This is a genomic window from Terriglobales bacterium (genome assembly GCA_035624455.1).
GTDB lineage: Bacteria > Acidobacteriota > Terriglobia > Terriglobales > Acidobacteriaceae > DASPRM01.
In genome coordinates, this window is sequence record DASPRM010000166.1 from 13678 (window position 1) to 35265 (window position 21588).

15 protein-coding genes are annotated in these 21588 nt (G+C 57.3%); 7 read left to right on the forward strand and 8 right to left on the reverse strand.

The annotated features are described in order from the left end of the window. Positions 1-126 precede the first annotated feature (126 nt). Positions 127-3372, reverse strand: a complete 3246-nt coding sequence (locus VEG30_19280) for a TonB-dependent receptor (GenBank protein HXZ82081.1) — start codon at positions 3370-3372, stop codon at positions 127-129. 333 nt (positions 3373-3705) lie between these two features. On the opposite strand from VEG30_19280, the gene VEG30_19285 reads away from it, so the two are divergent. The 3 genes from VEG30_19285 (at position 3706) to murA (ending at position 7300) form a co-directional block, all read left to right on the forward strand. Beyond that, positions 3706-4896 (forward strand): serine hydrolase domain-containing protein, encoded by a 1191-nt coding sequence (locus VEG30_19285; protein ID HXZ82082.1) that lies wholly within the window; start codon positions 3706-3708, stop codon positions 4894-4896. Between the two features lie 29 nt (positions 4897-4925). Then, positions 4926-5849, forward strand: coding sequence for an N-acetylmuramic acid 6-phosphate etherase (gene murQ / locus VEG30_19290; protein ID HXZ82083.1), 924 nt, complete (start codon positions 4926-4928; stop codon positions 5847-5849). Positions 5850-5992: 143 nt separating this feature from the next. Then, entirely contained in the window at positions 5993-7300 is a 1308-nt protein-coding gene (gene murA / locus VEG30_19295; protein HXZ82084.1) for a UDP-N-acetylglucosamine 1-carboxyvinyltransferase, read from the forward strand. Between the two features lie 18 nt (positions 7301-7318). Here murA and VEG30_19300 read toward each other — a convergent pair whose 3' ends face one another. Then, positions 7319-8377, reverse strand: a complete 1059-nt coding sequence (locus VEG30_19300; GenBank protein ID HXZ82085.1) for a DUF481 domain-containing protein — start codon at positions 8375-8377, stop codon at positions 7319-7321. Between the two features lie 300 nt (positions 8378-8677). Between VEG30_19300 and VEG30_19305 the strand changes: the two genes are divergently transcribed. Next, positions 8678-10768, forward strand: a complete 2091-nt coding sequence (locus VEG30_19305; GenBank protein ID HXZ82086.1) for a M13 family metallopeptidase — start codon at positions 8678-8680, stop codon at positions 10766-10768. 132 nt (positions 10769-10900) lie between these two features. Here VEG30_19305 and pnp read toward each other — a convergent pair whose 3' ends face one another. Next, positions 10901-13237 (reverse strand): polyribonucleotide nucleotidyltransferase, encoded by a 2337-nt coding sequence (gene pnp / locus VEG30_19310; GenBank protein HXZ82087.1) that lies wholly within the window; start codon positions 13235-13237, stop codon positions 10901-10903. A 203-nt stretch (positions 13238-13440) separates the two neighbouring features. Then, positions 13441-13707 (reverse strand): 30S ribosomal protein S15, encoded by a 267-nt coding sequence (gene rpsO, locus VEG30_19315; protein HXZ82088.1) that lies wholly within the window; start codon positions 13705-13707, stop codon positions 13441-13443. Between the two features lie 795 nt (positions 13708-14502). Between rpsO and VEG30_19320 the strand changes: the two genes are divergently transcribed. From VEG30_19320 to VEG30_19330, 3 genes are all read left to right on the forward strand, one after another. Further along, the gene (locus VEG30_19320; protein ID HXZ82089.1) at positions 14503-15528 is read left to right on the forward strand and encodes a hypothetical protein; all 1026 of its coding nucleotides are present in this window, start codon (positions 14503-14505) and stop codon (positions 15526-15528) included. A gap of 371 nt (positions 15529-15899) precedes the next feature. Further along, entirely contained in the window at positions 15900-16652 is a 753-nt protein-coding gene (locus tag VEG30_19325; protein HXZ82090.1) for an energy transducer TonB, read from the forward strand. Positions 16653-16894: 242 nt separating this feature from the next. Next, complete coding sequence (locus VEG30_19330) at positions 16895-18199, forward strand: citrate synthase (protein ID HXZ82091.1); 1305 nt, start codon at positions 16895-16897, stop codon at positions 18197-18199. A 295-nt stretch (positions 18200-18494) separates the two neighbouring features. On the opposite strand, the gene VEG30_19335 is transcribed toward VEG30_19330, so the two are convergent. Genes VEG30_19335 through VEG30_19350 form a run of 4 tightly spaced genes read right to left on the reverse strand, consistent with a single transcriptional unit; the run spans position 18495 to position 21461 of the window. Then, positions 18495-19100: a 2-oxoacid:acceptor oxidoreductase family protein gene (locus VEG30_19335; GenBank protein ID HXZ82092.1), complete on the reverse strand. Its 606-nt coding sequence runs from the start codon at positions 19098-19100 to the stop codon at positions 18495-18497. Continuing rightward, positions 19088-19960, reverse strand: a complete 873-nt coding sequence (locus VEG30_19340) for a 2-oxoacid:ferredoxin oxidoreductase subunit beta (GenBank protein HXZ82093.1) — start codon at positions 19958-19960, stop codon at positions 19088-19090. Before VEG30_19340 ends, VEG30_19335 begins: the two co-directional genes overlap by 13 nt. Further along, positions 19957-21114, reverse strand: a complete 1158-nt coding sequence (locus VEG30_19345) for a 2-oxoacid:acceptor oxidoreductase subunit alpha (protein ID HXZ82094.1) — start codon at positions 21112-21114, stop codon at positions 19957-19959. Before VEG30_19345 ends, VEG30_19340 begins: the two co-directional genes overlap by 4 nt. Further along, positions 21111-21461, reverse strand: a complete 351-nt coding sequence (locus VEG30_19350; protein HXZ82095.1) for a 4Fe-4S binding protein — start codon at positions 21459-21461, stop codon at positions 21111-21113. Before VEG30_19350 ends, VEG30_19345 begins: the two co-directional genes overlap by 4 nt. Positions 21462-21588 lie beyond the last annotated feature (127 nt).

Genomic DNA, 21588 nt, shown 5'->3' on the forward strand with positions numbered 1-21588 from the left:
AAGACGCGAAGGTTTAGCCCCTGTTGTCATGCTGATGACCCAGGATGGGCGGAAGAACGCGCGAGCTAACAAAAAAGGCAGGTGCTTTCACACCTGCCTCCTCAAATCGAACTCAGAATCCCGCTTCTAGAACTCGAAACGGATTCCAAATTGCGAGCGGAACGGCGCGCTGAAGCCAGGTCCAAAAGAGCCGCCTCCCGTGCCGTACACCCCACCGTTCAGAGCGCAATACGGTCCGCTGATCGGTCCACTGAGCGGTTGCAGGAAGTTGGGTTGGCTGGCATCGTTAGCCACCGAATTACACTTGTTGAAACGGTTAAACAGGTTGTGGAACTCCCAGAAGGGGCGAATTGCCAGCCAGTCCGTGGGATGGAACCGCTTGGCAATGCTGAGGTCCATTTGCACGAAGGCGTCCCCGCGCAGGGAGTTGGGTTTGACCTGCGTACATCCCGGAGCGGAGGTAATGGGTGCATTGTTGGGGTTGGACCCTACACAAACCCGATCTACGTACGGCCGCCCATCGCCATCGATGTCAACACCAGGGTAAAAGTCGATCGGACGCGCCGATGACGCTTGGAACAGTGGCGCCAGTTCGATCCCCCACTTCGGCATGAAGATGCCGCTGATCACAAACCGATGCCGCTCGTCGAAGTCCGTGGGTCCCCAATTGTTGGAGCGGAACTGGAAGGCTCGATCCGACGTCAGGTAGGAACCTCCATACGACGACACTGGAATTCCGCCCCAGGAACGCGACCAGGACAGAACGTAGCTGGCCTGAAACCCGATATTGTGCGACATGCGCTTCTTGAATACGAAGTTGATGCCGTCATAGAGCGAGCGGTTATTGCTGGCAGCAGTACGCAAATCGGCAAGCCGGCCTGCGCCAATTCCCGCCGCCGCAAACGCCGCATCCAGCAAGCGAGTACCAGCTCCATTGACGCAGCGCGGATCTGACGTGGAACCCCCGAAGGCTGGGTTGCATATCGACCCGATCCGGGGATTGTCGTCCAACATGCGGAATTCATGCGTTCCTAGCACGTGGGTGTAATCGACGGACAAAGCGTACTCGGGATTCAGTTCGATCGCGCTGCCGATCGACATCTGCTGCGACCAGGGATCGGTCAGTTTAGGATCGTCCAAGCGGCCGCGCGCGCCGAAAGCCAGATCGGTGGCAGCAGCAGCAGGCGCCGGCAGTGGGTCGATGCCATAGCGGAAAGTTGCCAGATCACCGGCGGGAGACGGAGGACCGCTGCTATTCGACAAGTCGATCAGACCGCTCTGGTATAGCGTAGTGTTCGACTGCTGAATGGACCACAACGTCAGGTTTTGGAACACCTGATCGCGTGCGATGCCATAACCGCCGCGGATCACGATTTTACCCGCCCCCGTAGGATCCCAGGCAAAACCGATTCGTGGTTGGAATTCCTTATAGGAAGCGGTGGTTCGCGTCAAATCATCGGTGCTGCCGGCGAGATACTTCGCTCGCGCCAAGCCCTCGGCAGCGGCGGGGCTGGTCGGATTGGCGGCAATTAGTTGCCGCAGAATCGTAACTACACGGTTCGTCTGCAAGGGGTCAGTGCGCAACTGGGGTGGAAGAACGAACAAATTCGCATCCCAACGCAGGCCGAGGTTTAATGTTAAGTGGGAAGTAACCTTGAAATCGTCCTGAAAATACAGCCCCAGGGCGTGAGGATTTTGAGGATTGTCAGTACGGCCGTTGCCGGCGCTATATATCAGTTCTTGCACTGCACCTGGCGTTGACAATCCTTGAGGATAGTCCGCGGCTTTAGCGCCAAAAATAGTCGTCGGATCATCAAAGAAGATAAGTTGGTATCCAAGACCGGAGAAGAAATAGCCACCCATCTTGGCAATGTAAATCCAGTTCGCGCCCACTTTCAGGTTGTGACGTCCTTTCACCCAGCTGAAGTCGTCGCGGAACTGGTATTTGCGGATCAGGGTTTGTTGCGGAACGTTTATATTATTGCCCAACTCCGCACTTGGGAACGTCAGCAACGGGTTAACCGCGGTTCCGCCCCCGGCTACCGGCAATGTGAAGGTGCGGCCGGGAGTGGCATTGATCTCATTCACGAAATCCTGGAACTGAAAGGCAGCGACGTTCACCTTGTTATTCGAGAGCGCATAGCTGTCCTGCAGCACCATGGAATGGAACTGGTTGGTATTGGCAGTCGCTTCTGAAAGATCTGCAATTGGAGTCCCCGCCGTTGTCGGTTGGTCATTCAGCGTGTTCCACCGCTCGCGGCCGTAGCGCGCAAAAATGCTATGGCGCTCATTGAATCGATAGTCGAGCTTGATCGTCGCAAGCTGATCAAAAAATGGCGTGTCGATCTTGGTGGCGGGAGATGCCTGGGGCAGAAGCTCCAGGTTGGCCACCGCCGTGGGGTCGGGATTGATGGCCGCCAGCTCGCGCTTGTACTCGTAAGCTCCAAAGAAGAAAAACTTGTCCTTAATAATCGGTCCGCCCACCGATCCGCCGAAGTGATAGCGATGGTAAACAGGCTTGGACAGTTCCACATCGTCGGGTGTGAACAGCTTGCCGTCGGGGCCGGCCGTGCGGTCGAATTCTGACTTTGCGTTAAAGGTGCTAAGTTGAAACTCGCCAAAAGCTGTCCCGTGCAGTTTGTTGGTGCCCGACTTGGTCACCACGTTCACGACACCCGCCACCGCGCGTCCGGATTCAGCGGTGTACCGGTTAGTGACGACGTTGAACTCCTGGATGCCTTCTAAGGTGTAATTCTGTACGATGCCGCCGATAACCGTATCTTTGTTGTCTCCCCCATCAACGTTGTAATCAAAAGCGCGACCGTCGCTTCCGCCAGCGCTCACCGTGCCTGAGCGGCTCTTCGTGGGATCAAAATTGGGTGCGGGTTTCACCCCAGGGACCAGGGCCATCAGGGAAGCGAAATTGCGATCTCGCACCGGAAGATCTCTGACTTCCTGCGGGGAAACCGAGCCCCCGATGTCAGATCTACTAGTCTCAATCAGAGGGGCTTCGCCGCTGACCTCCACCACCTCGGTAGAGGTACCGGTGCGCAACGTAAAGTTCAGGGTTAGCGCTTGACCTACAATGATTTCAATATTCTTCTGCTCGAGCGTGGCAAATCCCTTGGCTTCGGTCTTAAGGTTGTAATGTCCGGGAGGCAACGCCACCAAGCCATAGTTCCCGGTGGAATTAGTTTGCGTGGAGCGCGTAAAGCCGGTTTCGACCTCTGTCGCACTGACTGTAGCCCCGGTCACCACCGCTCCGGAGGGGTCGACCAAAGTTCCATTGATCTGACCGGTAGTCACTTGCGCAAAGGCACTCGATGCAATGAGCAGCGCTGGAAGGAAAAGCAGGCGGATATACTTTTTCATGCCACGACCTCCTGTTGGGGAAAACCTGTCCAGATGAAGCAGCGCCGGGAGGCAACGGGCGAACACCTATTATTTCGGGAGCAAGGGCTCAATTTCTCCGCAGGACTCGTCCCACCACCCGAAACTGCGAGTTATTTACTTTGTTACTGCCCGTTTATCCCCGATTATCGGCAATTCACAATCCAAAAATGCACACTCGTAACGGATTGAAAACAATCACGCTACCCAAAGTGGAACAGTGGATATCCAGCAAATGGAATTGTTCGGAACCCTCGGTTACGGGTTTTCATATGATCGTTGAATCCGAATCCAAGGCGAGAGAGTGACTCTTAAGTGATTGCCTTTCGCACGTGGGTGCTGTCTGCTATAGAGAGTTCTGGAGGAAAGCGAGGCTCAACGCCCCTGACCACGTCAAACACCACGACTGCGTTTCAACGCTCACTGAAATCGCAGCGCTCCAATTTCTCGCCAGCCTTCGAAGTGCTCGAGCAAGCCATCGCCGACGGTGCCTTTCCCGGCGCCTCGTTTGCCGTGACGCACCGCGCTCAATTCGTGGCGATGGATGGCGTAGGACGATTCACCTATCAGCCGGAATCTCCGCCGGTGAAGCCGGAAACCATATGGGACTTGGCCTCCGTCACCAAAGCGGTCGCAACTACCAGCGCCGCCATGCTTTTTTTCCAGCGAAGTCTTTTGGATCTTGATCTTCCACTTGTGGAGATCGCTCGCAACTTCGATACCGGCGACCCTCGCCGACGGCAGGTCACGATACGAATGCTGCTTACTCATAACTCCGGTCTTCCCGCTTACGAGCGCCTCTTTAAGACGGCCCACAGACGCGAGGAGCTGATCAAGGCCGCCTTCACTCTTCCCCTGGTCACGGATCCTGGAACCCGCACCGAGTACAGCGACATCGGGTTCATCATTCTTGGTGTGTTGCTGGAACAGATAACGGGCGAACCGCTGGATCGATTCTGTCGCCGCGAGATATTCGATCTGCTGGGAATGAAGCAGACGACGTTCAATCCGCCCACGGAGTGGCGGACCCAGATTCCCCCCACTTACGACGATCGTGAGTTTCGCCATGGCATCGTGCAAGGCGAGGTGCAAGACGAAAATGCCTGGGTCATGGGAGGAGTCGCTGGGCATGCCGGTTTATTCTCTAGTGCTGGTGATCTCGCCCTTTTTGCGAACTGCATCCTGCAGGGAGGGGCACCGATCCTCGAGCGGCACACCGTGGATCTGTTCTGCCAACGGCAACTGGGGAGTGCCCGAGCTCTCGGCTGGGACACGCCCACCCCACCTTCCCAGGCCGGCCGATACTTCTCTCCCAACTCAATCGGCCATCTTGGCTATGCTGGCAGCTCGTTGTGGATCGATCGCGACCGCCAGCTGGCCGTGGTTCTTCTCACCAACCGTACTTGGCCGGACCGTAGCTTACAAAAGATCAAATACGTCCGGCCCATATTCCACGATGCCATTGTGCGCTCGCTGGGAATTGACGTGCCAACCGATCACAGTTGAGTATAAAGACTATCTCCTCCGAAACGTAAATGAAGCCAAAGCGCATTTCCTCAGCTGTAGATCTGGCCCGGCTCGAGACCGAACGCCCCAATAAGGCATCCTCGGACCTCGACACCAGGTCGGCACTCGAAATCGCTGGGATCATCAATGCCGAAGACAAGAAGGTGGCGGTCGCCGTGGGCAGCGCCCTGCCGCAAATTGCCCGAGCAATCGAAACGGTCCGCGACGCGCTGCGCAGCGGGGGCCGGCTGATTTACGTTGGGGCAGGCACCAGTGGCCGCATCGCCGCCCTGGATGCGGTGGAGTGTCCGCCTACCTTCAACGTTAGCCCGAAGGTAGTGCAATACGTAATCGCAGGAGGAGTCCGCGCCTTAGGCTCTGAAGCTGAGGCGAGTGAAGACTCTCGGGAGGCGGGACGGCGGGACTTAGGGAGGTTAAGCCCGACTTCGAAGGATGTTGTGATCGGCATTGCCGCTAGCGGCCGCACACCGTACACTCTGGCCGCCATCGAATACGCTCGCCGGAAGGACGCGAAAACGGCGGCAATTGTCTGTAACCCCGGCACGCCCCTCGAAGCCGCTGCCGAGGTCCCCATTGTTATCGAAGTGGGCCCTGAAGTGGTTTCCGGCTCCACCCGCATGAAGGCGGGCACCGCTCAAAAGCTGGTGTGCAACATGATCACCACCGGTGCCATGGTCGGTCTGGGCTATGTCTACGGCAATTTGATGGTCAATGTGCGGCTGAAGAACAAGAAGCTGCTCGAGCGCGGCATCTCCATCCTTCAGCAAGCCGCCGGCATCCAACGCGATATCGCCATTCGCACCTTACGTGCTTCTGGACGAAGCCTTCCGGTTGCTCTGGTGATGCTGAAGGCAGGGATTTCGAAACAGCAAGCTCAGCAGCGGCTGAAAGCTACACGCGGCAACGTCCGCCAGGCGATTGATGCGGTGTAGAAAGCAGGCAGCAGATGTCAGAAGCACGCGCCCAGCGTCGCCGAGCAGCACCGCAATCTAGTCTTACACACCTTCGTGATCATCCATCCAGCCCGGCGGCTCGACTTACAATCTCGGTTCCGTACAATAACTCAGAGGTTGGAATGGACAAGTTTGTCATCCGGGGTGGCAACCCTCTCCTGGGAACGATTCGCATCAGTGGCGCCAAAAACGCAGCTCTGCCTGCTATGGCAGCCGCCATTCTGACCGAAGAACCGGTGATCCTGGAAAACATTCCCCAGGTCCGCGATATCGAAACCGAACGCAACCTTCTCACCAGCATGGGCGCGGAGGTGGAACTCGGTTACGGACGCGCTTACCACCGTACCACCATTTGTTGCAAGAATCTGAGCTCCCCGGAAGTCAGATACGAACTGGTGAAGACCATGCGGGCCTCTACCCTGGTCTTGGGTCCTCTGGTAGCTCGCATGGGAATTGCACGAGTCTCGATGCCCGGCGGCTGCGCCATTGGTGCGCGACCGATTGATCTGCACATCAAAGGCCTCGAGCGACTGGGAGCCTCCATTACCCAGGAGCACGGCTACGTTGAAGCTCGCGCTGACCGTCTCCGCGGTGGCCACATCGTCTTCGACCGGATTACCGTCACCGGCACCGAGGACTTGCTGATGGCAGCCAGCCTGGCCGAGGGTCCCACTCTGTTAGAGAACTGCGCCCGCGAACCCGAAGTCAAAGACCTTGCTGATCTTCTCATCAAAATGGGGGCTCAGATAGAAGGCGCAGGTACTTCGACCATTCATGTGCAAGGAGTCGAAAGGTTACACGGCGCGCGTCACCGTATCATTCCTGACCGCATTGAAGCCGGAACCTTTGTGGTTGCCGGCGCGCTGACCGGGGGTGATCTGAACATCGCCAACTGCGATCCCGCTCACCTTACGGCTCTGCTGAACAAGCTGGAAGAAGTTGGAGTGAAGGTCTGGCGGGGGGCGGAATCGGTACGCGTAATGGGAAACGGCGAATTGAAGGCTGCGGATATGAGTACCGAAGAATACCCGGGCTTCCCTACTGACATGCAGGCGCAATATATGACTCTGGCGACCCAGGCGAATGGCACGTCAATCATCACCGAAAATATTTTCGAGAACCGCTTCATGCATGCGCAGGAATTGACCCGCATGGGAGCGAACATCAAGATCGAGGGCAGACGCGCCATCGTGCGGGGCAAAACTCCCTTGAGCGCTGCCGCGGTGCTGGCATCGGACCTGCGTGCATCGGCCTCCCTGGTATTGGCAGCGCTGTTGGCCGATGGTGAGACCATCATCGACCGCGTCTATCACATCGATCGCGGCTATGAGCGCATTGAAGAAAAACTGCGCGGGGTTGGGGCCGAAATAAAGCGCATCAAAGAGTTATTTCCCAAGAGACCGGCGATGCCAGTCGAGCAACTGACTTAATCACCTAACTGGTTGGAATCATTTCCCCGCCCCTGCCAGCGTGATCGCCAACCCCGTAGTCAGCAGAAAATCGTTACCCTTTGTACCTGGTAGCGGGTTACTCACATAGCGGTCGCTGGCCGTGATCTGCCAGGCAAAGATGCGGCTGATCTTAGTCGTGAATCCGGCATCGAAGGCAAACCGATAATCACCTGTCGATCCGCTCAAGTACGGAAGGATGTAAGCCTTCTCGTTAAAGCTGGTGCGCTCGGAAAGCTTCTGCGTCCACTCCTGGCCGATGCTCGCGGTAGCGTAGTTATTGGAAACCCCCGTCCCGTACTTCTCATGCGTCCACGCCATTCCGCCCAGGATGTCAAAGGTCGTCTTCGGCTTGGCAATCAGATGGTAGCCGAGACCGCCGCCGATAATCGATCGAATGTCCAGCTTCTGCAGATCGTTGGACTCGAAGTCTCCACTGACATAACCGAACACTTTCTTGGTGACATTCCGTTCGTAGCGGATCCCCCCGCGGATCGTGTTGGCGCTGACCGTGTCCGTAATGTCATCCTTGTTATAAACCGATGCCTCATACAGGCTGATTTTGTCATTGCCAGTCTTACGATCCATATTGGCGCCGATGGCGAGGTTGGTGGTGGCGCTGTTGCCACGCGCCAGCGCCAGCCCAAAATTGGCTCCGCCTACCCACCCTTCCATCAACCCCGGATGCAGCGATTTTTCGTAAGCCTGCTGCTCGGATTCCGATCGCAGCGCCTTCAAGTTAACAGCAGGAACCCGAAGCTCACGATTGTCGCTGGTGTTTACTACGATCTCCGAATCCTGCCGGCTTAGGCTCGATACACTTAGCTTCTGCTGATCTGAAGTCTGGACATAAACCGGCTTTTCTGCCGTTACCTTGCTGATCGCGTCCCACTTGATCGTCACGGCGTCGGCAAAATCCGTCTTGAGCGTAAGCTTGTTGTCGTCCAGCTTGACGATGCTCCCTGTTAGCCGGTCTCCATTCTTCAGGACCACCTGGTCTGCACCAGCCTTACAGGACAGCAGCACGAGTGCGAAGAGCAGCAAAGACTTGCGGTTCATAGAGATTCTCCGTTGTCCGGGTTGAACAGCCCGGAAATACTAAGGCACCAGTAAACACATCAGAAGAGAAAGATCGAAATCACGCCTGGATTTCCCCAGGATCACAAAGTCAAATCATTTTTGAAGCGCGAGAAATTTTCTGGGACGAGCCGTTCGCTCATCGGTATGCTCTCATAGAAAGAGGGTCTGGAAATCCACTCAGCGGGCATGGTTTTCCCGCCTCCAATGCGCCGGCCAGAAGCCCTTGCCTATAATCAGGGAACTAACTTCCATCTGGATTTCGTTTCAAGGAGCCTGCTCATGTCGATGTTTCGTGGTTTGCCGTGCGTCATTCTGCTGTCGATCTCATGCACCATGCTGGGCCAAAGCGCCGCTTCGGGTTTTCCCCCTCCGCCTGCGCTGAACCATTTCGACGCTGGGGTTGTCGATCGGGCACTCGATCCGTGCAACGACTTTTACAAATTTGCCTGCTCGAAATGGCTGGCAGCGAATCCGATTCCACCAGACCAGGCGGTCTGGGGAACAGGCTCCAATCTGCAACTGTGGAACGAAACCATGCTGCGAGAAACGATGATTCAGGCGTCTGATCCAAAAGCCTCGCGCGATGCCACCCAGCAGAAGATTGGTGACTATTGGGCAGCCTGCATGGATGAGAGCGGGATTGAAAGCAAGGGTCTGAAAGCGATTCAGCCCGACCTGGATCGCATCAAGGCTCTAAAGAGCAAGGCAGAGCTGCCCGAACTTATTGCCCGAATTCACCAGAGCGTTCCCGCGGCTTGGAATGGCGACGAAAATCAGACCGCGGTAGCCGCTTTCGGCGTCGGCCCGCAGCAGGACTTCAAGAATGCCGCGTTGGTCGTGACCAGCATGGACCAAGGCGGCATGGGCATGCCAGGCCGCGATTTCTATCTCGACAACAATCCCAAGCTCAAGGAGACCCGGGGGAAATATAAGGAACATGTGCGCAAGATGTTCCTTCTCACAGGCGAGAGCGAGGCCCAGGCCACCGCAGATGCCGCTGTGGTGCTCAAGATGGAAACCGCCTTCGCACAGGCAGCCATGGACCCGGTCAAGCGCCGTGATCCTGAGAACATTTATAACGTGATGACGCTTACACAAGTGCAGGCCCTGACTCCTTCCTTTGACTGGAACCGCTACCTTAAAACCGTCGCTGCGCCCACTCCCCAGCACTACATCGTGACTGAGCCGAAGTTCTTTCAAGCCTTGGAGCAAGCAATCAAGGATGAGCCGCTCGAGCACTGGAAAACCTACCTCCTGTGGTGGACTCTTCACGGCAATGCTCCTTACCTGAATAAAGCCTTCGTGCAGGAGAATTTCGATTTTTATGGCCGCACCCTCACCGGGGCGCAGCAGCAACGCCCACGCTGGCGCCGCTGCGTTGCTTTCGCCGATCGTGATCTCGGCGAGGCGCTGGGCAAAGCCTATGTGGCCGAGGCTTTCCCGCCGGAAAGCAAGGAGCGCGTCGATGAAATGGTAAGCAGCATCGAACAGGCACTGGCTCGCGACATTGACTCTCTCAACTGGATGAGCCCCGAGACCAGGAAGCAGGCGCATATCAAGTTGGCTGCCATCGAGAACAAGATCGGATATCCCAAGGTATGGCGTGATTACTCCAGCGTGACGATTGTGCGCGACAACTTCCCCGAAAATATTCACCAGGCAACGGCGTTCGAGTTCCGGCGCCAGCTGAACAAGATCGGCAAGCCGGTGGATCGCGGCGAATGGGGTATGACGCCACCCACCATCAACGCTTACTATGATCCCCAGTTGAACACGATCAACTTCCCTGCTGGCATACTTCAGCCGCCCTACTTCGACCCCAAGGCAGATGACGCGGCCAATTACGGTGCCATTGGCGTGATCATCGGCCACGAAATTACTCACGGCTTCGACGACCAAGGCCGCAAATTTGACGCCAAAGGTGATTTACGCGACTGGTGGACGCCGGAAGATGCAAAGAAATACGACGAGCGCGGGAAATGCATCTCGGACGAGTACACGGGAGAAATTCCCGGCCTGGGCGTCAAGCAAAATGGACTGCTTACACAAGGAGAGGACACCGCCGACAATGGCGGAATTCGTATTGCTCTGATGGCTCTGGAAGAGAAATACAGAAAAGCCGGCAAATCGTTGGACGAGCCCGGTCCTGACGGATGGACAGCGCGCCAGCGCTTTTTCCTGGGTCATGCTTACTCGTGGTGTGATGCCTGGCGTCCGGAGGTCGCCCGCACCATTGTGACCACGAATCCGCACTCGATGCCTGAATTGCGGGTGAACAATGTGGAATCGAACATGCCAGAATTCTCCCAGGCCTTTAGCTGCAAGCAGGGCGTGAAAATGGTGCGCGCCAACGCGTGCCGTGTGTGGTAGCACTAACCATCGGCAGAAGTTGCGTTCTGCTCGTGAGATTGGGTGCTCCAGACCGCCCAGCACGGCAAAAACTAGACGGGATGCCCCACCCTTCCGCTCCCTTTTGGCGGAGGGTGGGATCCCAAAATGTCCTTACCGCCTTCCGCCTCGATTGCCACCGCGTCCACCGCGGCCGTCGCCGCGGCCATGACCGCCACCGCCATGACGGCGACCACCACGATCACCGCCACGATCACCACCACGCTCGCCACCGCGATCATGATGGCGCTCTCCCCGCTCTGTATACCCGGCGCGCACCGGCTCGTCAGCCTCGTTCCCAGGCTCGACACTGCCGCCTTCGAAGGTCATAGGCGTTGCAGCCTCGCCGCCCTCCATCTTGGCACGCTGCTCACGCAAGATGGCCTTGCGCGAGAGCCGGATTCGGTTTCCCTCAATAGAGAGCACCTTCACCAGGATTTGATCGCCTTCCTTTAGCTCGTCGCGAATGTCCTTAATGCGGTGCTCAGCCACTTCGCTGATGTGCAGCAAGCCATCGGTTCCCGGAAGAATTTCCACGAAGGCGCCAAAGTCAGCCAGTCGCTGCACCGTCCCCAGATAAGTTTTGCCAATCTCCGCCGTCGCAGTGATGTCGCCGATCATCTGCAAGGCTTTCTTGGCTGACTCCTGGTCGTTGGAGGCGATGTTGACTCGACCAGAATCTTCCACATCAATCTTTACGCCCGTCTCTTCGATGATGCCGCGAATCACCTTGCCTCCCGGCCCGATCAGGTCTTTGATCTTGTCGGTCGGGATCTGCAGGCTGTAGAAGCGTGGCGCGAATTCCGAAATCGTCGAGCGCGGTTCGCTGAGCACCTCATTCATCTTGCCGAGGATGAACATGCGCCCTTGCTTGGCCTGAGCCATAGCCTCTCTCATGATCCCGGCTGTAATGCCCGTAACCTTGATGTCCATCTGCAGAGCCGTTATACCGGTATCCGTCCCTGCGACCTTGAAATCCATGTCGCCATAGTGATCCTCAGCTCCGGCGATATCGGTCAGGATCGCGTACTTCTCGTCTTCCTTCACCAGGCCCATGGCAACCCCAGCGATTGGCGATTTCAGCGGAACTCCCGCATCCATCATCGCCAGCGATGCTCCGCATACCGTGGCCATCGACGATGATCCGTTGGATTCCAGGATGTCCGATACCACGCGCATGGCGTAGGGCCAGTCCGCTTCCGGCGGCAGCACGCCGCTGATGGCGCGCTCCGCCAATGCACCGTGGCCGACCTCCCGGCGTCCCGGGCCGCGCAGAAATGCAACTTCTCCTACTGAGAAGGGCGGGAAGTTGTAATGCAGCATGAATCGTTTCTTGGCTTCGCCTTCGAACTGCTCCACCCGCTGCATGTCTTCACCCGTTCCCAGCGTGGTGGTCACCAGCGCCTGCGTCTCGCCACGCGTGAAGATGGCCGAGCCGTGGGCCCGCGGCAGAACTCCCACTTCAATCCAGATCGGCCGGATCTGATCAAACTCCCTGCCGTCAGGACGGCGCCGTTGGCCGATCACCTGGTCACGGAAAATCCGCTCCCGCAACAATTCGAAATAATGCGAAAGCTTGACCAGCTCTTCTTCGTTTTCCTCAGGGATCTCAGCCTTCAGTTCGTTCTTGATTTCCTTGACTTTGGTGTAGCTTTCCAGCTTGGGATACTTCTCCGTGTTCAGAGCATCCGTAAGACGATCACCCACCTTCGCCTTCAGGCGGTTGTAGTAGGTTTCATCGAACTCGACCGGTTCCACCTGGCGTTTCTTCTTGCCGCCTTTTTCCGCCAGCTCCGTAATCGCAGAACAGATTTTTTTGATCTCGGCATGTGCGAACTCAATCGCATCCACGATCGTGTCTTCCTGTATTTCACTTGCCCCGGCCTCAATCATGACGATGCCGTCCTTGGTGCCGGCGACCGCCAGACGCAACAATCCATCGCGCTGCTCGTCATAACTGGGATTCACGACAAACTTGCCGTCGATCAAACCTACCCGCACTGCCCCGATCGGCCCGAGGAACGGAATGTCGGATAGCGCCAGCGCGCAGGAAGCGCCATTGATAGCCAGCATGTCGGGATCATTTTGTGTGTCTGCAGACAACACCAGGGCTATGACCTGGGTCTCGCATCGGAAGCCCTCAGGAAATAGCGGTCGGATGGGCCGGTCGATGAGACGGCTAGTGAGAATCTCGCGCTCGCTGGGACGTCCTTCGCGCTTAATGAATCCCCCGGGAATGCGTCCTCCGGCGTAGGTGTATTCACGGTAATCCACCGTTAGGGGGAAAAAGTCGATGCCTTCGCGAGGTTCAAGATTGGCTACCGCGGTGGCGAGGACGACATTGTCGCCAGTGCGGGCTACTACCGATCCACCGGCCTGTTTTGCTAATTTCCCGGTTTCAAAATTGAGAGTTTTTCCGCCAGAGAGTTCTACGCTTACTTCTTGCTTCATCTGTATCCTTCTTCTCAGTTGTGCACGTGAGGAAACCCCGTCCAGCAGCCTGAATTCGTGTGGAAAGGGGATCCGAAGACAAGGGGAACGTGTTCAGCCGGGGACGGCAGAAGAGGCTCTCCGATCTTCCGCTAACTATGGCGGAAGATCGGCAAACGCACCTATTCCGAGCGCAGCCCTGCGGACGCAATCTGGCTTGGCAGCTATTTGCGGATGCCGAGTTTCTGAATAACGTCTTTGTACCGCTCGGAGTCGTACTGCTTGAGGTAGTCGAGCAAACGGCGACGCTTGCTAACCAACATCAACAGACCCCGCCGCGAGGCGTGGTCCTTGGCGTGTGTCTTGAAGTGGTCGGTAAGCTCGCTGATCCTCTCGCTGAGGATGGCGATTTGAACTTCAGGACTCCCCGTGTCGGTCGCGTGGGTGCGGTACTGCTCGATGATGCCCTTTTTCTGCTCTCTGGCTAACACTGAACTTCGTGCACTCCTGCTTTTCTTCAGTCTCCTTGTTACTTTGGCAGAGTAACATGCGCCTGTCTGCTGTGTAAAGCCAAGCGGAACAAGGGCTTTCGTTGCTGATCTCACCGTCGAACCAACCTTGCCCGATGCATTAGAATCTCAGTGTTCGGGGGGAATTGAATTCCGCGAGGGCGGACCTCCGCGCAGCCGCCGGCGGGGACAAAGGATGCGAACTTGAGGTGCGAGCACTGCGGCACAGATAATGCCAAGCGTAACAAGTATTGCAGAAACTGTGGGGGCCGGATCAGGCCTTTAGAGGTTTCATCGAGTGAACCACTTGATTGTTGGCAACCCTCGCCAGATGAGACCCCCGGGGTACGGATCGAAGAAGCTCATGAGCCGCCTTCTGATTCCCCCCTTGTACCAGCTGCGGTCACGAGTGGGTCCTTAGATGCCCTTGTGGGTGGGCCAATTGAGGACTTTGCCGCCGCTGTGCGTCAGTGGGAGACAAGCGCCCATCAATTCCGCGCGGAAGATGACAAGCCTACTAACGGAAACCGCCTCGAACACCTGGAAACACGAGAACTAACCGAAGAAACTCCACCCTCACCGGTTCTGACCTCCGCGAGTTTGGCAGATGCGAAGATTCCCCAAACGTCCGAGACTTCATCTCCGGGCCGGCAATCTGAAAATCGCTTCTCCCGAGAGCAACAATCTCCTGCGACCGTCGTACGAGCCAGCTCTGCGCAGGTTAACTACAGCCTTAACGGCCTTTCTGCAGTCCCAGCATCTCAGGAACGACCCACAATGCGCAGTTCCAGCGCGACGGGCGGAGCAGTCCCCCCAATCAGCGGTCCCTCATTCCTGGGTTTGAGCGAAGAGCAAGAGGATCCTGACCGCTACGATTACCTGCTTGAAGACGATGGTGATCGCCATATCGGCCGTTGGCTGCTGCTCCTGCTATTGGTTGCCGGACTCGCCGCTGGTTACTGGAAGCGCGACGAAATTCGGGACATCGCCAATTCACCCGATGTCGCACCCATCGTGGCAAAGATCCGCGCCGCGGTTTCTCTGGATAGCTGGATCGCGAGTTCCAAGACATCGAGTGCCCAGCAGCAGACATCCTCTTCGGAGCAACGGCCAGTCAACCTGCCAGCTTCCACACAGGACACTGCAGCTCGCACGCCTGACAATCCCACAACCGAGCATGCTGCATCGGACGAAGCTTCACTCCATAAAAGGGAAACAAGCGAGCCCTCGCGTGCGGTTTCAACTGCGGCGCCTGCCTCAACAGACGCCGGGCAAGCCGAAAATCCGAAGGCGGTTCCTGGCACGGAGAAACACGCCCTGGCAGCTAAGGAAGGCAACCGCGCCGGTGCAACTCCTGCAGCAGAGCTGGCCCCAGCAGAAAAGCCAACACCTCAAAGTCCGGCTTCCCAGAAGGCCGAGGAGACATCTGGCAAGCGAGCTTCTGCCGTCATTGATACTCCTCCGGATAGCGTGCAACCACGAAATGCCGCACGTCAGGATCCTTTACTTGTTGCGGGCGAAGAGTATCTTTACGGTCGAGGCGGGCGGCATAACTGCCAGAAGGCTCTCTCCTCATTCCGTGCCTCCGCGGAACAGGGAAACCCCGAAGCCATGAGCCACCTAGGCGCCATGTACGCTACGGGCCATTGCGTGACACGCGATCGTGTTCTGGCTTATCAGTATTTCGCCAGGGCCGAAGAGGCAGGCAGCACCAATCCCTGGATTAGCCGCAACCTGATAATGCTCTGGCGGGAAATGGGCAGCGACGAGCGCCACCTGATCACCAGCGCCAGAGGACGCTAACTCCCGGTGTAAATCATCCGGAAGGAAACCCTCTGAGCAGGGCTTAGTGAATTCGAGTGTCATGCTGAGCGACGCGCCGTTGTTGCTTTTCGACCCGCGTTTTTCGCGGGTCGGAGGCGCGGAGTCGAAGGATCTTGCCTTTTTGCTCACCTCACCAGGGCGCTGCATGAGCTCAACCCAGCATCTCTGAGCCGAGCGCTGACCAAAGGCAGCGACACCCTTATCACCAGTTTTGTTCCCATATCTTTTTCTCGCGCGCTGAAAAAATTCCCCGCGCCGCTGTGTGCCAGATCACAACCCCCGGTGTCTATTCGGGCAGCGCATGCGCCAAACCTGATCGCGGGTCCTCGGTGGCCTGAGAAGGAGGGCGTGTGTTCGAAGATTCCCTGTTCGCCTCAAAACCTGTCCGCAGCTGGCAACGCCGCTGGGCGGCGCTGGCTTCCTTTGTGATGCAGAGCCTCTGTGTTGGCATTCTGCTTTGCATCCCGCTGTTCTTTACCGACGCGCTGCCGGTTCGGCGCTGGATTTATGGCCCGCTTCCCGCTCCTCCGGCTCCGGCGGCCGAAGCGCCACCCACAACCCAGCGTTCCACTCGGGCTGCCGCCAGCGAAGTCGTCGGCGTCCACTTGATCCAACCCCCGGCAATTCCTCGCGGCGTAAAGAAGATTGAGGATGACGGGGCACCTCCCGCCATCTGGAGCAGTGCAGGTCCTGGCGTTGCCGGCAGTACGGGAACTGGCAATGATGATTTCATGAGCACCCTACTGGATCAGGTCCGGCCAACTGCGCCCTTGCCCAAGGCAACTCTCCCAAGGGGTCCGGCGAAAATCTCCACCGGGGTTGCCGAAGGACTCCTGATCTCCAAGGTGATTCCTGTCTATCCGGCCCTGGCGCGCTTAGCCGGCATTCAAGGGCAGGTCGTACTGCAGGCGGTGATCGGCAAGGATGGAACCATTCAAAACCTTCACGTGCTGCGTGGACATCCGCTACTGGTCGAATCGGCCATGGACGCGGTAAAGAAGTGGCGCTACCGGCCATATTTGCTGAACAGCGGGCCGGTAGAGGTGGAAACCCAGATTACGGTCAATTTCTCGCTCACCGGTAGAGCCATCGATGGCCAATGACGGCTAGGCTGGGAACCCGCCCGATCCTTGCGGACGACACTCCTTCCTGTGACGCAACTCACAGACTGCCCGTACATCCCCGGCCAGAATCCGACAGCGTGCAGGATTGAGGCCGGAGCTTATTCCCGGCCGTTTCCGCTGCGCATTCATATTCTGGTAGCGGCATTAAGTCGTCCTCCGGCCTTATAAATTTCTCCGGTTTCAGCGGCCTGGACCGGCTGAACCGCGCTCAGGGAGTAGCTATGGATTCAGAAAGCATCACCCTAACTGACAATCGTAACGGGAAGTCCTACACCTTTCCGCTGTTCAACGGCAATCTCCGCGCCACTGACCTTCGCCAGATCAAGCTGCAGCCCGACGACTTCGGCATGATGACCTACGATCCTGCCTACATGAACACCGCCGCCTGCCAGAGCCGTATCACCTTTTTGGATGGCGACCGGGGCATCCTCCTATATCGTGGCTACCCGATTGAAGAGCTGGCGGAAAACTGTTCCTTCCTGGAGGTCGCCTACCTGTTGCTAAACGGCGACCTGCCCAACGAGGCCGAACTGAAGGAATGGACCACTGAGATCAATCACCACATGCTCATTCACGAGAACGTGAAAAAGTTCATGGATGGCTTCCATCACGACGCCCATCCCATGGGCATGCTGATTTCCACCGTGGCTGCGCTCTCGACCTTCTACCCGGCGTCACGCAACATACGTGACCCGCTGGTTCGCAAGCTTCAGATCACGCGCCTGATTGCCAAAATGCCCACCATCGCTGCGTACGCCTATCGTCACCGCAACGGGCTGCCGTATGTTTATCCCGAGGTTGGCCTGACGTACGCCGAGAACTTCATGAACATGCTGTGGAAACGCACTGAGCCTCGCTATCTTTCCAACCCCGTAATGGCGCGGGCTATGGAGGTCCTATTCATCCTGCATGCCGACCACGAGCAGAACTGCTCCACCAGCACGATGCGCGCCGTCGGCAGCTCGCAAGCCGATCCCTATGTATCCCTCGCAGCTGCAGCCGCAGCCCTTTCCGGACCCCTCCACGGCGGCGCCAATGAGGAAGTGCTCACGATGCTGGCGCAGATCGGTTCCGTCGATCGCGTCCCCGATTACATCAAGCAGATCAAGGAAGGCCGTGGCAAACTCATGGGGTTCGGACATCGCGTCTACAAGAATTACGATCCCCGTGCCCGCATTATCAAGCGAACCGCGGAAGAAGTGTTCAAGGTCACCGGCCGCAATCCCAAGCTCGACATCGCACTCGAGCTGGAGCGGATTGCACTTGAAGACGAATACTTCATCAAACGCAAACTCTATCCCAACGTGGACTTCTACTCGGGCATCATCTACCAGGCGATGGGATTCAGCCCCGAGATGTTCACCGTGCTGTTCGCCCTGCCGCGCACCGTGGGTTGGCTGGCACAATGGCAGGAGATGCTGGAGGATCCGGAACAGAAGATCGCGCGTCCGCGCCAGGTGTACACAGGACATGCGCTGCGCCACCTGGAGACCCACGATGAGAAAAGCGCACTGGTAGCGGATTAGCTGCTCTCAGCACATTGCCTGTTCTCAGGAAGTGAATAAAGCAGACTGCCCCATTCTCGGCCAGCATTGACCGCGAATGGGGCCTGCTTTTTTCCAGTGTAAGTTAGTCTGCTATCCGGCAGCTTTTCTTTAGGTAGGCAGCGAGGTGGATCGTCATCACGAGCGGGCCCTAATGAGCCTGCTTTTGGCTCATTGGGGTAGAGGTGCGGCCGCCAGGGATCTGCAGTTCCCCAGAGTCGACGTCGGAGGGGAGCCATCGCCCGTTCAGACTCAATGCCGAATGCTGTTTGCTGTTCTACGCGACCCCGTCGAACTCCGGTGTGAGGATGCCATTTTCAGTCCGGCCTGGTTCTGCCTTGGATCGAGTCAACCCGTACTCCAGGCCGCGATCAAACGCTTTGTCGTTGAGCTCTTTGAATGATGACGGAACCGAATCCGCGATAGCACTGCGCAGGGAGTCGGGGGAGAGCAATCCGGTAACTGCCGCGAAAAAGCCTACCATCACCGAATTCAGTACCATCTTCTTGCCCAGTTCTTCCGCCAGGCGAGTTGCAGGACAACCAAACACCTTGGTTCCAGCTGGAAGATCTGCCACTCGCACCAGATCCTGTTCGATGATGAGCGTGCCGTTGGGCTTTAGCTCAGGCACAAATTTCGAGTAGGCCTCCTGCGACATCACTATCAGTATGTCCGGCCGCGTGACATATGGATACAGCACCGGAGAATCGGACAAGATCACCTGCGCGCTGCAGGCGCCACCGCGGGCCTCGGGACCAAAGCTCTGAGTCATGGTCGCGAATCCGCCTGCATAGATGGAAGCTGCCCGGCCAATGACAATGGCGGTAAGAATCACCCCCTGCCCTCCAAACCCGGCTACGCGAACCTCGGTCAAATGCTGCATGCCGCCTCCGTGCCTTGCTCGACGTAACGCTCGCCCAAAGACTCGCTCATCCGGTCGTGCATTAAGACCCGGTAATCGGGACGAGTGCGATCGACAAATTTGCCCACAATGATCTCGCCCTGCTTGCTGATGCCAACTTCGCTGGTCGGCGCTCCATTGCGAATCTTGCTTTTCTCTTTGTAGAACTTCATGGTGTCAAGGCCGTCGCCCATCTTGTTGCGCCGCTGATACAGAGTGGGGCACGGCGAGAGGATCTCGATAAAACAAAAACCCGGTTTCTGGAAGATTTCTGCGATCGCTCGCGACAACTGGCGCACGTGATAGGTGGTCCAGCGTGCAACATAGACCGCCCCCGCTGCCTCTACCAAATGCGGCAAATTGAAAGAAGGATCAAATGTGCCATATGGGTTGGTCGAGGTGATGACATCATCGGGAGTCGTGGGCGCGGTTTGGCCTCCTGTCATCGCATAGATCAGGTTGTTCACACAGATAATCTTGAGATCCACATTGCGGCGGGCGGCGTGAATCAGATGATTCCCTCCGATGGCCGTAAGATCGCCGTCGCCGGAATAGACCACCACATTGAGTTTTGGGTTCGCCAGCTTCAGTCCTGTGGCAAATGGAATGGCGCGTCCGTGAGTGGTATGGAACGAATCCAACCGGACATACCCGGCAACGCGCCCTGAACAACCTATACCGCTCACGATCGCCAGATTATCCAGGTCCACCTTGGCATCGAGCAGCGCCCGGGTAAAACAATTGACAGTCGTCCCGATTCCGCAGCCGGGACACCATATGTGCGGCATGCGGTCGGAACGCAGAAACGGCTCAACAGGATTGATAATCGCCATCAGGCTCATTTCACTGCCTCCACGATCGCTTGCAGGATGGCCTCAGGGTTGTGCACGCTGCCGCCGGCATGGCTCACTGCAATTGTTTTGGCAGCGCCGCCTACAGCGCGCTCGACCTCTTGAACAATCTGGCCCAGATTGATCTCCGGCACTACAAACGCCTTCACTCGGCTGGCCAATTCGCGAATGCGCGCCGCCGGAAATGGCCAGACGGTAATCAGCCGCAGTTTTCCTACTCGAATTCCCTTTTTCCGGGCCAGGTCGACCGCACGTTGTGCCACCCGTGAGGTGATCCCATAAGAGACCACCACCACATCGGCCTCACCGAGGTTGGCTTCTTCAGTCAGGGTGATCCGGTCCACCGCATTTTCTATTTTTTGCTTCAGGCGGCGTACTAGCCGGTCTTGCACCTGCGGCGTCATCGCCGGATATCCGCGCTCGTCGTGCGTGAGTCCGGTGACGTGAAACCGATATCCCTCGCCGGCGTGCACAATCTCCGGAACGCCATCCTCGTCCGGTTGATACGGCTGATATTGATTAGGCGGTTTGCTAGTATGCCGCCGCGGCTCGACTTCGATTTCACCGGCCTGCGGGATCACCACCTTTTCAGTCATGTGGCCCACGACTTCATCCATCATGATCATGACCGGCACGCGGTATTTCTCCGCTAGATTGAAGGCCTTTATGGTGAGATCAAAGCATTCCTGGGGCGAATTAGGGCAGACCGCAATCATTCCGTAGTCGCCGTGCGAGCCCCAGCGTGCCTGCATCATGTCAGCCTGCGCCGGAAGGGTCGGCAACCCGGTGGACGGCCCTCCCCGTTGCACATTCACAAACACGCAGGGCGTCTCGGTCATGGCGGCATAGCCGATGTGCTCCATCATCAGCGAGAAGCCTGGGCCTGAGGTCACCGTAAAGGCCTTGGCGCCGCCCCAAACTGCCCCCTGGATGGCAATCGATGCCGCAAGCTCATCTTCCATCTGGATGAAAGTTCCGCCTACGGTGGGAATGCGCGAGGCAAAGCGTTCCACAACCTCCGTGGAAGGTGTAATGGGATAGCCCGCGGCAAAACGAGCCCCTGCTGCCAGCGCGCCCTCGCAGCAGGCGTGATCTCCATCGATAAAGTGGACTCCAGTGAGGACTCCACGCGGATCAGCGTTCATGAACCTGCCTCCGAGTTGTCCGGGGATTTAATCCGGTATCCGAAAATCGCGAAATCAGGGCAGTACATGCCACACAAATCGCAGCCGCTGCATTTCTCTGGAGTAGCAAGATAAGGGGGGTGGTATCCCTTGGAATTAAAAGCTGTAGAGAGCGCCAGCACTTTCGTCGGACAGAACTCCACACAGAAACCGCAGGCCTTGCAACGCTCGACGTGAATTTCAACGCTACCTTTAGCCATTTCGTCCTCAAAGCGGTGGACTCGGCAAAGGCCGCTATCCGCTCGCCATCTGAACCTGCTTCCACTGCGCCCCCCAGAATCGGCTCCCTCATCGCAGGAACAAACCATCGTTCTTTGCGTGAGCCCCCCGGCGAAAGACGCTTTCGTTAGAGAAAACGTGCGAGATACGGGACAAACCCGTCGCCACCACACTGTGGCATTGTGCCGGGCGATGTCCTAGCCGGGTATGACACGC

What these genes read in the sequence shown, in the direction of transcription:
- VEG30_19280 (HXZ82081.1), bottom strand. Translation starts at nt 3,372, where the DNA reads ATGAAAAAGTATATCCGCCTGCTTTTCCTTCCAGCGCTGCTCATTGCA.
- murQ (HXZ82083.1), top strand. Translation starts at nt 4,926, where the DNA reads ATGAAGCCAAAGCGCATTTCCTCAGCTGTAGATCTGGCCCGGCTCGAG.
- murA (HXZ82084.1), top strand. Translation starts at nt 5,993, where the DNA reads ATGGACAAGTTTGTCATCCGGGGTGGCAACCCTCTCCTGGGAACGATT.
- VEG30_19300 (HXZ82085.1), bottom strand. Translation starts at nt 8,377, where the DNA reads ATGAACCGCAAGTCTTTGCTGCTCTTCGCACTCGTGCTGCTGTCCTGT.
- VEG30_19305 (HXZ82086.1), top strand. Translation starts at nt 8,678, where the DNA reads ATGTCGATGTTTCGTGGTTTGCCGTGCGTCATTCTGCTGTCGATCTCA.
- pnp (HXZ82087.1), bottom strand. Translation starts at nt 13,237, where the DNA reads ATGAAGCAAGAAGTAAGCGTAGAACTCTCTGGCGGAAAAACTCTCAAT.
- VEG30_19320 (HXZ82089.1), top strand. Translation starts at nt 14,503, where the DNA reads ATGCGCAGTTCCAGCGCGACGGGCGGAGCAGTCCCCCCAATCAGCGGT.
- VEG30_19330 (HXZ82091.1), top strand. Translation starts at nt 16,895, where the DNA reads ATGGATTCAGAAAGCATCACCCTAACTGACAATCGTAACGGGAAGTCC.
- VEG30_19335 (HXZ82092.1), bottom strand. Translation starts at nt 19,100, where the DNA reads ATGCAGCATTTGACCGAGGTTCGCGTAGCCGGGTTTGGAGGGCAGGGG.
- VEG30_19340 (HXZ82093.1), bottom strand. Translation starts at nt 19,960, where the DNA reads ATGAGCCTGATGGCGATTATCAATCCTGTTGAGCCGTTTCTGCGTTCC.
- VEG30_19345 (HXZ82094.1), bottom strand. Translation starts at nt 21,114, where the DNA reads ATGAACGCTGATCCGCGTGGAGTCCTCACTGGAGTCCACTTTATCGAT.
- VEG30_19350 (HXZ82095.1), bottom strand. Translation starts at nt 21,461, where the DNA reads ATGGTTTGTTCCTGCGATGAGGGAGCCGATTCTGGGGGGCGCAGTGGA.